This is a genomic window from Bradyrhizobium sp. AZCC 1610 (genome assembly GCF_036924515.1).
In the GTDB taxonomy this organism is placed as follows: domain Bacteria; phylum Pseudomonadota; class Alphaproteobacteria; order Rhizobiales; family Xanthobacteraceae; genus Bradyrhizobium.
In genome coordinates this window covers 5,233,161-5,246,970 of the sequence record NZ_JAZHRR010000001.1, presented here as the reverse complement: position 1 = coordinate 5,246,970, position 13,810 = coordinate 5,233,161, and the positions used below count along the sequence as shown (strand labels likewise).

The 13,810-nt window shown below is 63.0% G+C and carries 14 protein-coding genes and 1 pseudogene; 8 read left to right on the top strand and 7 right to left on the bottom strand.

Going from position 1 to position 13,810, the window contains the following annotated elements; all coding sequences use genetic code 11:
* Positions 1 to 8 precede the first annotated feature (8 nt).
* Together V1279_RS25945 and V1279_RS25940 are read left to right on the top strand one after the other, a co-directional pair.
* Entirely contained in the window at positions 9 to 2,270 is a 2,262-nt protein-coding gene (locus V1279_RS25945) for a xanthine dehydrogenase family protein molybdopterin-binding subunit (protein ID WP_334441705.1), read from the top strand.
* Between the two features lie 209 nt (positions 2,271 to 2,479).
* The gene (locus V1279_RS25940; RefSeq protein WP_334441702.1) at positions 2,480 to 3,052 is read left to right on the top strand and encodes a DinB family protein; all 573 of its coding nucleotides are present in this window, start codon (positions 2,480 to 2,482) and stop codon (positions 3,050 to 3,052) included.
* An 84-nt stretch (positions 3,053 to 3,136) separates the two neighbouring features.
* Here V1279_RS25940 and V1279_RS25935 read toward each other — a convergent pair whose 3' ends face one another.
* The 3 genes from V1279_RS25935 to V1279_RS25925 all read right to left on the bottom strand — a co-directional run bounded on the left by V1279_RS25935 (position 3,137) and on the right by V1279_RS25925 (position 4,086).
* Positions 3,137 to 3,427, bottom strand: a complete 291-nt coding sequence (locus tag V1279_RS25935) for a BrnA antitoxin family protein (protein ID WP_334441699.1) — start codon at positions 3,425 to 3,427, stop codon at positions 3,137 to 3,139.
* The gene (locus tag V1279_RS25930) at positions 3,420 to 3,674 is read right to left on the bottom strand and encodes a BrnT family toxin (protein WP_334441697.1); all 255 of its coding nucleotides are present in this window, start codon (positions 3,672 to 3,674) and stop codon (positions 3,420 to 3,422) included. The genes V1279_RS25935 and V1279_RS25930 overlap by 8 nt, the downstream gene beginning before the upstream one ends.
* 211 nt (positions 3,675 to 3,885) lie before the next feature.
* Positions 3,886 to 4,086 carry a hypothetical protein gene (locus V1279_RS25925; protein WP_334441695.1) on the bottom strand — a complete coding sequence of 67 codons (201 nt, stop codon included), beginning with the start codon at positions 4,084 to 4,086 and terminating at the stop codon, positions 3,886 to 3,888.
* 101 nt (positions 4,087 to 4,187) lie between these two features.
* Here V1279_RS25925 and V1279_RS25920 point away from each other — a divergent pair, with 101 nt between their 5' ends.
* The gene (locus V1279_RS25920) at positions 4,188 to 4,601 is read left to right on the top strand and encodes a VOC family protein (RefSeq protein ID WP_334441693.1); all 414 of its coding nucleotides are present in this window, start codon (positions 4,188 to 4,190) and stop codon (positions 4,599 to 4,601) included.
* Between the two features lie 133 nt (positions 4,602 to 4,734).
* Here the strand turns inward: V1279_RS25920 and V1279_RS25915 are convergent, their stop codons facing one another.
* Both V1279_RS25915 and V1279_RS25910 read right to left on the bottom strand, forming a co-directional pair.
* Entirely contained in the window at positions 4,735 to 5,025 is a 291-nt protein-coding gene (locus V1279_RS25915; RefSeq protein WP_334441692.1) for a hypothetical protein, read from the bottom strand.
* A 270-nt stretch (positions 5,026 to 5,295) separates the two neighbouring features.
* Positions 5,296 to 5,559: a hypothetical protein gene (locus V1279_RS25910; RefSeq protein WP_334441691.1), complete on the bottom strand. Its 264-nt coding sequence runs from the start codon at positions 5,557 to 5,559 to the stop codon at positions 5,296 to 5,298.
* A 452-nt stretch (positions 5,560 to 6,011) separates the two neighbouring features.
* Here V1279_RS25910 and V1279_RS25905 point away from each other — a divergent pair, with 452 nt between their 5' ends.
* Positions 6,012 to 7,184 carry an IS110 family transposase gene (locus V1279_RS25905; RefSeq protein WP_334441689.1) on the top strand — a complete coding sequence of 391 codons (1,173 nt, stop codon included), beginning with the start codon at positions 6,012 to 6,014 and terminating at the stop codon, positions 7,182 to 7,184.
* Positions 7,185 to 7,754: 570 nt separating this feature from the next.
* Here the strand turns inward: V1279_RS25905 and V1279_RS25900 are convergent.
* Positions 7,755 to 9,200, bottom strand: a complete 1,446-nt coding sequence (locus V1279_RS25900; protein ID WP_334441687.1) for a helix-turn-helix domain-containing protein — start codon at positions 9,198 to 9,200, stop codon at positions 7,755 to 7,757.
* A 216-nt stretch (positions 9,201 to 9,416) separates the two neighbouring features.
* On the opposite strand from V1279_RS25900, the gene V1279_RS25895 reads away from it, so the two are divergent.
* From V1279_RS25895 to V1279_RS25880, 4 genes are all read left to right on the top strand, one after another.
* Positions 9,417 to 11,054, top strand: coding sequence for an isocitrate lyase (locus V1279_RS25895; protein WP_334441685.1), 1,638 nt, complete (start codon positions 9,417 to 9,419; stop codon positions 11,052 to 11,054).
* Between the two features lie 33 nt (positions 11,055 to 11,087).
* Positions 11,088 to 11,294 (top strand): DUF4170 domain-containing protein, encoded by a 207-nt coding sequence (locus V1279_RS25890; RefSeq protein WP_212033207.1) that lies wholly within the window; start codon positions 11,088 to 11,090, stop codon positions 11,292 to 11,294.
* 282 nt (positions 11,295 to 11,576) lie between these two features.
* The gene (locus V1279_RS25885) at positions 11,577 to 12,134 is read left to right on the top strand and encodes a hypothetical protein (RefSeq protein WP_334441683.1); all 558 of its coding nucleotides are present in this window, start codon (positions 11,577 to 11,579) and stop codon (positions 12,132 to 12,134) included.
* A gap of 33 nt (positions 12,135 to 12,167) precedes the next feature.
* On the top strand, positions 12,168 to 12,866 hold the full coding sequence (locus tag V1279_RS25880; RefSeq protein ID WP_334441682.1) for a glycine-rich domain-containing protein: 699 nt from the start codon (positions 12,168 to 12,170) through the stop codon (positions 12,864 to 12,866).
* 3 nt (positions 12,867 to 12,869) lie between these two features.
* Here the strand turns inward: V1279_RS25880 and V1279_RS25875 are convergent.
* Positions 12,870 to 13,761: pseudogene (locus V1279_RS25875) on the bottom strand (metallophosphoesterase family protein).
* Between the last annotated feature and the right edge of the window lie 49 nt (positions 13,762 to 13,810).

Below are 13,810 nucleotides of genomic sequence, written 5' to 3'. Positions count from 1 at the left end.
ACAGCCCAATGAACCTCGTCACCAACAACAAGTGGATCGGCCAGCGCACCATCCGTCCCGACGGCATGGACAAGGTGACCGGCCGCGCCCAGTTCGCCGCCGACACCACCATGCCCGGCATGATCTGGGGCAAGGTTTTGCGCAGCCCGCATCCGCATGCGCGCATCAGATCGATCGACACCTCGAAGGCGGAGAAGCTGCCGGGCGTAAAGGCCGTCGTCACTTCGCGCGACATCGTCGATTTCCCGATCGCCAACGGCGCTGTCATGCTCGGCATCCAGGACATGCGCTGGATGTGCCGCAACGTGATGGCGCGCGACAAGGCGCTGTTTCCTGGACACCCCATCGCCGCCGTGGCCGCGACTACGGAGGCGATCGCAGACGAAGCCTGCAAGCTGATCGAGGTCGACTACGAGGTGCTTCCGTGGTCGATCGAGATCGACGACGCGATTCTGCCCGACGCGCCCATCCTGCACGAGTTCAGCAAGTTCGACGGCAAGCCTTCGAACATCGCCGGCCGCCTCGAGCACAAGAAGGGCGACATCGCGGAAGGTTTTAAAAAAGCTGACGTCGTCATCGAGCGCACCTTCACCACGCGTCCCGTTCATCAGGGTTATATCGAGCCGCATGCCTGCCTGATCTCGGTGGCGCCCGACGGCAAGACCACGATCTGGAGCTCCAGCCAGGGCCAGTTCATGGTGCGCGCGATGACGGCCTATCTCACCGGCATCCCGCAGAGCGACATCCGCGCCATCCCCGCCGAGATCGGCGGCGGTTTCGGCGGCAAGACCATCGTCTATCTCGAACCGCTCGCGACCTTGCTTGCGAAAAAATCCGGCCGCCCGGTGAAGATGGTGATGACGCGCGAGGAAGTGATGCGCGCCACCGGCCCCACCTCAGGCTCGAAGAGCACGGTGAAGATCGGCGCTACGAAGGACGGCAAGATCGTCGCCGCGCACGGCACCTTCTATCTGCAGGCCGGCGCCTTCCCGGGCTCGCCGATCCGCGGCGCCGCGGGCTGCAGCTTCACGCCCTACGACATCCCGAACCTGCTCTCCGAGGGTTTTGACGTCTGCTCCAACCGCTCGAAGGTCGCGGCCTATCGCGCGCCGGGCGCGCCGATCGGCGCCTATGCCGTGGAATGCGTGCTCGACGAAGTCGCCGAAGCGCTGAAGATGGACCCGCTCGACTTCCGCCTGAAGAACGCCGCGAAGGAAGGAACGAAAGCCGCGCACGGCCCGGTGTTTCCGCGCATCGGCTATATCGAGACGGTGGAAGCCGCGAAGAACTCGGATCACTACAAGGCCCCGCTCGGCAAGCTACAGGGCAGGGGCGTCGCTAGCGGCTTCTGGTTCAACGCCGGCGGCGAATCCTCAGCCCAAGTCAACATCACCGAGGATGGCAACGTCGTCGTCACGACAGGGCATCCGGACATTGGCGGGTCGCGCGCGGGCATCGCCAACATCTGCGCCGAGCTGCTCGGCATCGACTACCGCCGCGTCTCCGTCATCATCGGCGACACGCAGACGGTTGGTTTCTCCAACTTGACCGGCGGCAGCCGCGTGCTGTTCGCCTCGTCGATGGTGGTGACGCAGTCGACCGAAAAGATCATCCAGACGCTGCGCGAGCGCGCCGCAAAGATCTGGGAGATCGATCCCGAAGCGGTGAAGTGGGAGCAGGGCGCGGCGCATCCGGTGAGCCCGAACGCCGGCCAGTTCGAGCCGCTGACGCTGGAACAGCTCGCCGAGAAAGCGCCCGCGATGGGCGGCCCGATCGGGGCCGGCGTGCAGCTCAACACCACGGGCGCCGACGGCGGCTTCGGCACGCATGTCTGCGACGTCGAGGTCGACGTCGATCTCGGCATCGCGCGCGTGATCCGCTACACCGCCGTGCAGGATGTCGGCCGCGCCATTCACCCCGGCTATGTCGAGGGCCAGCTCCAGGGCGGCGTAGCCCAAGGCATCGGCTGGGCGCTAAACGAGGAATACATCTACACCAGGGAAGGCAAGGTCGATAACCCCGGCTTCCTCGACTATCGCATGCCGGTCTGCTCGGACCTGCCGATGATCGACTGCCTCATGGTCGAGGTCCCGAACCCGAAACACCCGCAAGGCGTCAAGGGCGTCGGCGAAGTGCCGCTGGTGCCGGTGATGGCCGCGGTGGCCAACGCGATCTACAACGCGCTCGGCAAACGCTTCTACGCCCTGCCGATGTCGCCGCCAAAGGTGCTGGAAGTGCTGGAAGCGCCAACGCAGCAGGCGGCGGAATAGAGCGCGGGATTCGTAGGATGGGTAGAGCGCAGCGAAACCCATCATTGTCGCTAATCGGATGAATTGATGGGTATCGCTTCGCTCCACCCATCCTACGCACTGTCCGCCGCAGCAAGCGTAGCCCGGATGAGCGAAGCGATATCCGGGGGCTTTCGTTGTCGTCTCCCGCATATCGCTGCGCTCATGCGGGCTACTGGTCGGAAACGCAAATGAGCGATCTGCTTCCCTATCGTGCCATGGCGTACAATAACGCCTGGGCAAACCACCGGCTGCTCACCGCCTGTAGGCGGCTGTCGCCGGACGAATTCACCGCGAAACGAACCGGCTTCTTTCCAAGCCTGCGCGCCACGCTCAACCACATCCTGATCATCGACCACTTCTACGTCGACGCGATGGAAGGCGGCACGCTCGGCCCGGCCGCCTTCGCGGATCAGGAGCCTTGCGCAACGGTCGCCGCGCTGAAGGAAGCACAAGCCGCAGTCGACCGGCGTTTGCTCAAGGTCGTCGAAGCGCTCGACGCCGCCGGCTTGCAGCGCATCGTCTCCGTGCATCGCGGCACCTCCATCCAGCGCGAGCGGATGGACCGATTGCTGCTGCATTTGTTCCAGCACCAGGTGCATCATCGCGGCCAGGCGCACGCGATGCTCAGCGGCACATCGGTGAGCCCGCCCCAGCTCGACGAGTTTTTCTCGGCAGGTGAAGCGCCCTTACGGGCCGCGGAGTTCGCAGAACTGGGTTGGACCGAGCAGAAGATCTGGGGCGGGTCGGACGCTGAGACGTGAGCAAACGTAGCCCGGATGAGCGCAGCGATATCCGGAGCTTTGTCCCAATTCCCGCTTATCGCTGCGCTCATGTGGGCTACTGGCTCACTTGATCTTGTTGATCCGCCGCAAATCCTGATCGATCCGCGACTGCCATCCGGGGCCGCCGGCCTTGTATTTCTCGATCACCTGGCCGGATAGCCGCAACGACACCAGCTTTTTCGTCGGGGCCTTGTTTGGTCCGCGGCCACGCCGGATCGATGCTGCAAGCTCCGGCAGCGCTTCAGCGAAGGGCTTCGCCTTCGACATCTGTTCGTCGGTGAGTTTGGGATTGTCGGAGACCGCATCCCAATCCTTCCGGCTGTATCCCTTTCCGGGCTTGTAGGTCTTAGCCATCGAGGAGTTTCCTTTCCTTACGGCTCGCGGGGCGCATGCTGACGATACTCACGCCTTCCGAGCCGAGAGCGACGAACACCACGACAACAACGCCGTTCGCGAGACTTCCCACGGCGATCAGCCGGTTGCCTCTGCCCGGCACGATTACGGATCGTTCGAAAAACGTTTCATCCAGATCGGCGAAGTCGAGGCCATCGTGCTTGGCGATGTTGGCAAGGCGCTTCGGTTCGTCCCAAACGATCTTCACGAATATATTGTATCTACAAAATAATTGGAGGTCAACGGCTTTCGCCCCCACGGCATTGGTGGCAACTGTACGGCTGCCTCACACTCGAGACGAGTCCGCGCCGAGGACCGATTCACGACCCGAAAGCAAGCGTAGTCCGGATGCGGAAGGCGACATCCGAGGTTTTGTCCCGAGTCCCGCATGCGATCATGCGGGCTACCCGTTGCCGTCCTCACTTGAAGATCAGCCAGCCCAGCGGGATCAAAATACAGAGCGTCAAGAATGCCCCAAGCATGAGCCGCCCGAATCTCTCCAGGCGTGAAATCTGCGAGGGGTTGCGATGCGGCTGGCGATCCAGCCAACGACGGAAGACGCCTAGCGGCCAACCAAAGATCAGGCCGAAGAGACGTAAGACGCCATCAAGCGAATCCACTGCGTATCTCTCTGTTCTCAAGCGATTGGGCAGTCTATTTTAGGTGGAATTAACGTCGTGATAAGCGCGTCAATGGTGGCGGGCCAAGTGGAGATGCAGCCGTGACTGATCAAAACCCTCCGTCCACTTCCCCCTTCCAGTCCATCCGCGCCGTCGACTACACCGTCATCTTCGTGCGCGACATGGCGGCGATGCGCCGCTTCTATGAGGGCATCCTCCGCTTTCCGCTGACGCGCGAGCTGTCGGCGGGATGGATCGAATATCAGATTGGGCGCAACACGCTCGCCTTGGCGCGGCCGGGCCGGACGGCGAAGGATGCACCGACGCCCACCGGCAGCGCTTCGCTGCAGCTTGCCTTCAAGGTTGCAGCCGATGACGTCGATCGCTGCGCCGACGAGCTGGTGCGGCACGGCGTCGATCTGCTCGAACCGCCGACGAACCAGCCCTTCGGCCATCGCACGCTGTTCTTCAGGGATCCCGATGGAAACCTGCTGGAGGTGTATGCGGAGATTTGACGCGTGCGATGAACGTAGCCCGGATGGAGCGCAGCGCAATCCGGGACAGGTCGCTCAGCGGAGAAATGGTCCCCGGATTGCGCTGCGCTCCATCCGGGCTACTCTAGGCGTTATGCCGCCGCTCAACTACGCCCTAATTCAGCGTCAGCCACACCAGATTGCCGTCGTGCTGGCAGGTATTGCAGTGCGCCGGCTGGTTGAAGGTGTTGGCGAGCTGCCATTCCTGCGCTTCGTTGCTCCATTGCGCCGTGGCGTGGCAGATGATGTCGTCGGAACCGCAGGCGTCGCAGACCGGCGTGGAACGGGCAGCCCGATTCGTCACCTTCCGCTCGACCGGCTGCGGCCGGTCCTGGGGGACAAGATCTTGGGTGACCCGGTCCTGGGTGATTTCGAACGGGTTCAACAGCATAACGCGTCGCAACATCGGTCCCTGCATCCATCCACGAGTTCTGAGAATCGCTGCCTTCAAAACTAGCGAATCGGCTTGTCCGTTCCATCGCGAAATTGCGGTATACCCACGTTTTAAATGTGATCGTTACCAGCGGGACACAGAAGCGGCTTTCCGGCGGGAGAAAGCGGTCCATTGATGCATCGCACTGCGCCAATGACGCGCGAGAGCTGCAGAAAGATCGAATCTGTGGACACGCGCACGCAAAACAGCCCGGCATCGATGCCGGGCTGTTCTGTCAGATAACTAATACTTCTTTTTGGTCGCGGCCGATCCGGTCGTCGTCGGCTCCGACGCCGCCGGCGCGGTCGAAGCTTTGCTCTTCTGCATCTTGCCCGGTGCCGCCGCCGTCTTGCTCTTCTTCATCTTGCCCGGTGCCACCGCCGTCTCGCTCTTCTGCATCTTCTGTCCCGGGGCGACTTCCGAGGAACCCGGGGATTTCGCGGTGCCCTGCGCAAACGACGCAGTCGTCAGCAGCACGGTCGAAACGATAATCAACGTTTTCAGCATTGGTCTCTCCTGTTGCAAGCAACCAAGCAAACGTCTCGCTCGTGGCGAGGTTCCGCTTTTTCCCGCTCGCGTGCGGTCCGATGTAATGCTGATGAACAGGCCTTCATCTTCGCGCCGAAATTTCGTGTTCAGGCCGCAGCCCGTAGGGCGGATTGGCGACAGCGTAATCCGCCGCGTGCCAGCCAGCACCCGGCCTTCCCCGCGCCCTCTGATTTCGGGGGCGGCAATTACAGCAAAGCTCGGGCGCAGCGCGCCGCGAGATCGAGAAACCATGTCTATCCACGTCATTGCGAGCGCAGCGAAGCAATCCATCGCGCCGCCTCACCCCAGCCCGTCGTCGCCCGCCTTGTGCGCAATTGTGCACTGGGGCGGGCGATCCAGATGCTATGGGGGGAGCGGGCGGCGAGGGTGTGGATACCCTCGAGCGCCGTGATCACGCAATGGAGCACCCCATGTCGCAATCGTTTGACGCCAGCAGGTCCCTCACCGCCTTCGAACAGGATAGCACGTTGGTCGCAGTGATCGAGATGAGCCAGTCGAAGTGGCTTGTTGCGGCTGTGATCCCGGGGGTCGAGCGCCAGCCCCTGAAGAAGCTTGGTGCAAATGCGGACGCTCTGCTGAAGCTGTTGCAGCGCTGGCAGGATGAAGCGCGCAAGGCCGGGCGGACGGTCAGGCGGATCGTCTGCGCCTATGAGGCCGGGCGAGACGGATTCTGGCTGGCGCGCTGGCTGCAGGCGCGCGCCATCGAGGCCTACGTCATCCATGCCGCAAGCATCGCAGTGTCCCGCGAGCACCGCCGGGCCAAGACCGATCGGATCGATACGGAACTGCTGATGCGCTCGTTTCTCGGCTGGCTGCGTGGCGAGAAGCGCCATTGCAGCATGGTCGCGATCCCGACCATGGCGGAAGAAGATGCGCGGCGGCCGAGTCGTGAGCGGGAGAGCCTCGTGGGCGAGCAGACACGGATCGTCAACCGGATCAAGGCTGTCCTCGCCCTGTTCGGCATCGGCGGGTTCAATCCGAGGCTGCGCAAGGCGGCGCAGAAGCTGGAGACACTGCACACCGCGGAAGGAACACCGTTACCGGAAAATGCCCACGCCGAATTGCGCCGCGATCTGGAGCGGCTGCGCCTGGTGCACGACCAGATCCACATCATCGAAAGTGAACGGTTGCGCCGGCTCGCGCTCGCGCCGGCCGCAACGACAAGGCCTCACGCGATGGTTCGTCTGATCGCAAGGGTTTTTGGCGTCGGCATTGAGACCGCCGACATGCTGGTAAATGAGGCGCTGGCGCGCAAGCTGCGCGATCGCAGAGCCGTGGCGCGCTATGCCGGACTAACCGGCGCGCCGGACGAAAGCGGCAAGCGCCGGCGCGAGAAGGGACTGGCCCGCGCCGGCAATGGTCGGGTCCGCCGCGGCATGATCCAACTGGCCTGGCGCTTTCTGATCTTCCAGAAGGATAGCCGGCTCGTCCGCTGGTTCCGCGAGCGCACCGCAGATGGCCGCAGCGCCACGCGCAAAACCATGATCGTGGCGCTGGCGCGCAAGCTGCTCATCGCGCTGTGGCGGCTGGCAACCACCGGCGAGATAACTGAGGGGCTCAGGCTGCGCCCGGCCGGCACTTGACCATGCAGCTTCCGCAACTCCAACACGATTGACGGTTCAGCAGCCGGCAGTCTGCCGACGACATCCGAGGTGGCGGTGATCCGCCGGAATACATGGCCTTTGCGCCGCGACCCAGAATGGACCCGCCGCCCCGGAGCTTCGCCCCCCGATGCGCATGCATGCATCATGGTTCTGGTCCCGATCGATCAACCGAATACAAGTCTGCGACGCGGTATCGCGTCCACGGTGGGCTCGCCTCGGAAATCGTCCCTATGCCGCTAACGCCAAACCTCGTCCCGCCCTCAAGCCTGCCGCCGGGCTCACGACCGTCAAGGGCTGCGTCGCTCCGCGATGGCCTGCGGCTACCCTTGACCGTCGTTCCGCCCAGGCGGCTAGTCGTCTCGGGGTCGGGACGAGGAGATGTCGGTCTTCGTCGAACAAGGAGACGACAGCAATGATCTGACAACGATCACTCTTGATCACCCCCATACAAGTATTCCAGAGACGTCAGTGATTGAACCGAGAAGCCGCGGCGTACTGGATACCCCGCCTTCGCGGGGCATGACGAATTATTGTGAGGCGGCTACGCCCTCACAACTCCCGCGCATTCGAGAACGCAAACGACGACACCCGCCGCGTATTCTCGTCCAAAATCAGCGTCCGCGTGATCGGCGGCTCGGCGCGCTGGGCACAGTTCTCGCGTTCGCAGAGCCGGCAGTTGACGCCGATCGGCGTACCCTCGGCTTTTTCCAGATCCATCCCCGCCGCATAAACCAGCTTCGAGGCATGGCGGATTTCACAGCCCAACCCGATCGCAAAGCGCGGCTGCGGCTGCGGGTGCGGCGCCACCGGCCGGCGCACCATCTGTGCGATCGAGAAATAGCGGGTGCCGTCGGGAAGTTCGATCACCTGCTTGAGCAGGCGGTCGGGCGTGTCGAAGGTCGAATGCACGTTCCACAGCGGGCAGGTGCCGCCGAATTTCGAGAACGGAAACGTGCCGGAGGAGAATCTTTTGGAGACGTTGCCGGCATTGTCGACGCGCAGTAGGAAAAACGGCACGCCGCGCGCGTTCGGCCGCTGCAGCGTGGTGAGGCGGTGGCAGACCTGCTCGAAGCCGGCGTTGAAACGCTGCGCCAGCACATGGACGTCGTAGTTCAAATTTTCCGCCGCGGTGTGAAACGGCTGATAGGGCATCATCACCGCCGCCGCGAAATAATTCGCCAGCGTAATGCGATAAAGCCGCCGCGGCGTGTCGTCGAGCGGGCCGGCGCGGTTGACGATGGCGTCGATGGCAGCACCGCATTCGGCGAGGCCAATCTGCAGCGCGAGCTGGAAGGCGCGGCCCGAACCGTCGACCAGTTCGGAGATCAAAAGCTGCCGGCGATGGCGATCGAACCGCCGCAGCGTCTCGCGCATCACGTCGACCGGCATGATGCGGGTGACGATCGAGTGCTTTTCGCGCAGCCGCGCCGAAAGTGCTGCGAACAATTCCTCGGCGGAGGCGTTGAGTTCGTCGCGCAGGTTTTCCGCGGCCTGTTCGAGTTCCGGGAAATAATTGCGGTTGGCCTCGATCAGGTCGCGGACGCGCTCGATCGGGTTGGCCTCGAAGCGGGTGCCCTCGTCGCGGTCGGCCATCTGCGCCGCCACCAGCGTTTCACCGCGGCGGGCCTCGGTATAGGCGGCGTAGAGGCGCTGCAGGGAATGAGTCACACCCGGGCACAATTCGGCGAGGTCGCGCAGTTCCTGCTTCGGCAGGTCGATCTGGCGGAACAGCGGATCGGAGAAGATCTCGTTCAGCTCGGCAAAGAAACGGTCCTCGTCGGCGGTGGCGAGATCGCGCAGATCGAGGTCATAGGTTTCGGCCAGCCGCAGCAATATCTGCGCCGTCACCGGGCGCTGGTTCCGCTCTATCAGATTGATATAGCTCGGCGAAATCCCCAGTCCCTCGGCGATCTGGGTCTGCGACAGCCCGAGCTGCTGGCGGATCCGCCGGAAGCGGGGCCCGACGAAGAGTTTCTTTCCGGTGTCGGTGGCCATGGCAGGTTCCCTGACCTTGATTGTCACGAAATTTACAAAATGACATCTATGACAAGTTCAGATGTTACATGACATCACCAATAAAAATCAAGCTGTCTATACGAAATCAGCTTTATCGCGTTTAGCTCTCAGCACGTTTCGCAACGCACTGTCACGAATGTCGATTGAGAGAAGAGTGGCGAAGACAGATTTGTCGTCACCGAAAGGATCACGCACATGAACTACCAGCCACGTGGGATCAGTGACCCGGCTATCCAGGGACCGGCTTCCTATCTGAGCGAGATTGGAGCTGCTCAGGCGCTCCTCAAGACCCAGCCGACCTGGAACGGCGTCACCGCCGAAGCCGTGGCGCGCATGCGCCTGCAGAACCGCTTCAAGACCGGCCTGGACATCGCCCGGTACACCGCGGCGCTGATGCGCAGCGATATGGCTGCCTATGACGCCGATCCCACCAAGTACACCCAGTCGCTCGGTTGCTGGCATGGCTTCATCGCGCAGCAGAAGCTGATTTCGGTCAAGAAGCATTTCGGCAAGACTGATCGCACCTATCTGTATCTGTCCGGCTGGATGATCGCCGCGCTTCGCTCCGAGTTCGGACCGCTTCCTGATCAGTCGATGCACGAGAAGACCTCGGTGCCGGCGCTGATCGAAGAGCTCTACACCTTCCTCCGTCAGGCGGACTCCCGTGAACTCAACGATATCTTCCGCGCCCTCGACGCCGCTCGCAAGGCAGGCGACCAGGCGAAGGAAAAGGCATTGATCGAAAAGATCGATAACTTCCAGACGCATGTCGTGCCCGTCATCGCCGACATCGACGCTGGTTTTGGCAATGCGGAGGCGACCTATCTGCTCGCAAAGAAGATGATTGAAGCCGGTGCGTGCGCTCTGCAGATCGAAAATCAGGTCTCCGACGAAAAGCAGTGCGGTCACCAGGACGGCAAGGTGACTGTGCCGCACGAGGTGTTCCTGGCGAAGATCCGGGCCTGCCGCCATGCCTTCCTCGAACTGGGCGTCGAAGACGGCATCATCGTGACCCGCACCGACTCGCTGGGTGCCGGTCTCACGCAGCAAATCGCTGTGAGCCACAAGCCCGGCGACCTCGGCGATCAGTACAACAGCTTCCTGGATTGTGAGGAAGTGACAGCCGCCAACGCCAGGAATGGCGATGTCATCATCAACCGCAACGGCAAGATGATGCGTCCGAAGCGGCTTGCCAGCAACCTCTATCAGTTCCGTGCCGGCACTGGCGAAGATCGCTGCGTGCTCGACTGCATCGCCTCGCTGCAGAACGGTGCCGATCTCTTGTGGATCGAGACCGAGAAGCCGCATATCGAGCAGATCGCCAAGATGGTCGACCGCATTCGCGAGGTCATTCCGAACGCGAAGCTGGCCTACAACAATTCGCCCTCGTTCAACTGGACGCTCAACTTCCGTTGGCAGGTCTACGACGCGATCAAGGAAGCCGGCAAGGATGTCAGCAAGTACAACCGGGCCGAGCTGATGAAGCCGGAATACGACGATACGCCGCTGGCCATTGAAGCCGACGAGCGCATCCGCACCTTCCAGGCCGATTCAGCAAAGCGTGCTGGCATCTTCCACCATCTGATCACGTTGCCGACCTATCATACGGCAGCTCTGTCGACTGATAATCTCGCGAGGGAGTATTTCGGAGAGCAGGGCATGCTGGGCTATGTGAAGAATGTTCAGCGCCAGGAGATCCGTCAGGGTATCGCCTGCGCCAAGCATCAGAACATGGCCGGCTCCGATATCGGCGACGATCACAAGGAATATTTCGCCGGTGAAGCCGCTCTGAAGGCAGGCGGCGCCCACAACACGATGAACCAGTTCGGCTAACGGTAACAGCCGGTCAACAGCAGGAGACTAGTCATGACGAAGAGCAATTTCTGGGTGATTGGCGGCGAGTTCGGATCGATGAACTTCCACAAGCTCGTGGAAGGCTCGGCTCAGGTACAGGGACCCTTCAAGACCCGCAAAGAGGCGGAGGATGCCTGGCGCGCGGTCTCGGAAGAGAACCGCCACAAGGCCGGGGTACGCTTTTCGATCGTCGAAGAGCCCTCCCGCGTCTCGGCCTGACCGGCTGCCAAACAATCAAAATCTTCAGGAAACGCCAGGGACAGGCGGCCCCATCCGGAAATCCGGGTGGGGCCGTTTGCGTTCTCAAAGCGGCGGGGAGGCGAGCCAAGCTCGCTCCGGGAGGCGAGCCAAGCTCGCTCCGGGAGGGCCGGGGTGGGGGCGCCGCCGCAGACTCGAAACCCAGTGGATCGCTAACCCATTGCAAACAAACAGCCATTGCGCGCAACATAGTTACTGCTAGGTTAACCGGGCCCACCCTCTCAGGATAAAAGGCGGCTTACGATGGCAGAAGCGCAAAACACCGGCAGTGAAGCCCGCGACATGCGACCGACGCGGCTGCGCGACGCGCTCCGCCAGGCCCGCATCGAGGCCGCCGACCGAACCGGCGTCGTGGTCGAGCTGCGCGATGCCGAGGTCGCCCGGCTCGAGATCCTGAACGAGGCGCTCGATCCGCTGTTCGCCGAGGTGCCTGAGCGGGTCGATCTGTTCGATCGCGGCGTCAGCCAGGGCGAGACGCCGCGGCTGTGGATCGACGTGGTGGCGCATGTGGTGATGGGGCGCGACAAGCGCATCTACCGCTTCGTGCAGGATACACGCTTCGGCCGCATCGTGATCGCCGAGTCGCATGACGTGCCCGTCATCGTCGATGCCGTCACCGGCTATGTCGCGCGCCGCATGATCGAGCGCGAGCATGCGATGGTGGCAACGCCGGTGGCCGAGCCGGCCGTGGAAAAAAAGCCCCGCCGCCGCCGCGGCTTCGGAGCCTTCGTGCTCGGCTTCCTGCTGGGCGCGGTGGCGCTGTTCGGATTGGCGCTGTATGCGAGTTTGAAGAATCTCTAGCCAGAGCCGGCAGCTCGGGTATTCGGGGGCATCGTGGCAGCCGCTTCAACCATACCGTTGGTCGCCCTGCTTGTCGGCGCACTGTTCGGAACTTCCTGGTTGTACGGCAAGTGGCGCACGCTGCGCCGCGCCGAATTCATTCGCACCTTCCGCTGGCCGCGCGGGCTGCTCGAGCGGCTGGAGAAGCATCACCCCGGCTTTCAGCGCAAGGACAGCGCGCTGGTCTCGCGGGGCCTCCGACAGTTTTTCCTCGCCTACCTCATGAGCGGCAAGCGCCACGTCTCGATGCCCTCGCAAGTCGCCGACGATCTTTGGCACGAATTCATCCTGTACACGCGCGAGTACGACGCATTCTGCCGCCGCGCCTTCGGCGGCTTCCTCCACCACACGCCCGCCGTCGTCCTCAGCGAGCATCGCAAGAGCAACGAAGGCCTGCGCCGCGTCTGGTGGTATTGCTGCAAATACGAGAACATCGATCCGGTCCGTCCGACGCGCCTGCCGCTGCTGTTTGCGCTCGACAGCAAGTTCAATATCACAAACGGGTTCGTCTATCACCCCGACTGCGAAGAGCTGCGCAAGAACGGCAGCGGCGCTGCGTATTGCGGTGGCGATTTCGCAGATACGTCGTTCGACGGCAGTTCGGACGGGTTTGGCGATACCGGCAGCGGTGATGGCGGCGGAGACGGCAGTGGTGGTGGCGACGGGGGCGGTGGCTGTGGCGGCGGGGACTAGGCGTCAGGACAATCTAACGTGTTGCAATTCGCTGATATCGCCGTGATCTCCGAAGCCGCGCACGGTCTGCACGCAGCGCCATTTGCCGGCCTCGCGCGTGATCGAAAACAAATTGTAGGCAGCGGCCGGATAATGCCGGTGCGCCAGCGCCGACGCCGAGGGCACGCCGACCGCGGGGATCTGGCGGTCGGCGCCTTCGAGCCACATCGTCGAATGGATGTGGTCGTGGCCGTGCAGGACCAGTTCCGCGCCGCGCCGCTTCAGCACGGCACGGAGCGCCTTCGAATCGGTCAGCCGCTTCATCCGCGAACTCGAATACAGGGGATGATGAACCAGCAGCACCCGGAAAACCTCATCGGCGGACATCTGCGCCAGATGGCGGTCGAGCGCATCGAGCTGCGCGCGGCCAAGCCGGCCCGTAGCCATCAATGGCAGCGTTGGCACCGCCGAGGACACGCCGATCAGCGCCAGTGGCCCACGCCGGCGCACGAACGGAAACGACGCGCCGTCGGCTGCGGCATCGCCGCGCAGATATTGCTCGAACGCGCCGGCGAAACGATGCCGCGTCGCCCGCACATAGGCGTCGTGATTGCCCGGGAACGACCGTGACCCGCTGCGGCGTGCCGACGCTTTCGAGCCAGGCCTGGGCCGGGGTGAATTCCGCCTCCAGCGCCAGGTTGACGAGATCGCCGGTCACCGCGATGTGGTCCGGCCGCTGCGCCTGCATGTCGGCGACCAGCGCGTCCAGTACTTCGCGCCGGTGATATTTGTGCCGGTTGCGGGTCCAGTTGAGATAGCCGAGCGCACGCTTGCCCGCGAGATCCCGAAGCCGCGCCGCGGGCAGCGGCGGTATATGCGGATCGGACAAATGCGCCAGCGTGAAGGTATCGGTCATTCGCGCTCTGCCGCATTCCCTGTGATATAGAGCCGTCGCACGATCATGT

Bases quoted from the DNA above. Each gene is read 5' to 3' on its own strand.
- V1279_RS25895 (WP_334441685.1), top strand. From the start codon at position 9,417: ATGAACTACCAGCCACGTGGGATCAGTGACCCGGCTATCCAGGGACCG.
- V1279_RS25910 (WP_334441691.1), bottom strand. From the start codon at position 5,559: ATGCTGAAAACGTTGATTATCGTTTCGACCGTGCTGCTGACGACTGCG.
- V1279_RS25940 (WP_334441702.1), top strand. From the start codon at position 2,480: ATGAGCGATCTGCTTCCCTATCGTGCCATGGCGTACAATAACGCCTGG.
- V1279_RS25935 (WP_334441699.1), bottom strand. From the start codon at position 3,427: ATGGCTAAGACCTACAAGCCCGGAAAGGGATACAGCCGGAAGGATTGG.
- V1279_RS25885 (WP_334441683.1), top strand. From the start codon at position 11,577: ATGGCAGAAGCGCAAAACACCGGCAGTGAAGCCCGCGACATGCGACCG.
- V1279_RS25915 (WP_334441692.1), bottom strand. From the start codon at position 5,025: ATGTTGCGACGCGTTATGCTGTTGAACCCGTTCGAAATCACCCAGGAC.
- V1279_RS25890 (WP_212033207.1), top strand. From the start codon at position 11,088: ATGACGAAGAGCAATTTCTGGGTGATTGGCGGCGAGTTCGGATCGATG.
- V1279_RS25945 (WP_334441705.1), top strand. From the start codon at position 9: ATGAACCTCGTCACCAACAACAAGTGGATCGGCCAGCGCACCATCCGT.
- V1279_RS25900 (WP_334441687.1), bottom strand. From the start codon at position 9,200: ATGGCCACCGACACCGGAAAGAAACTCTTCGTCGGGCCCCGCTTCCGG.
- V1279_RS25905 (WP_334441689.1), top strand. From the start codon at position 6,012: ATGTCGCAATCGTTTGACGCCAGCAGGTCCCTCACCGCCTTCGAACAG.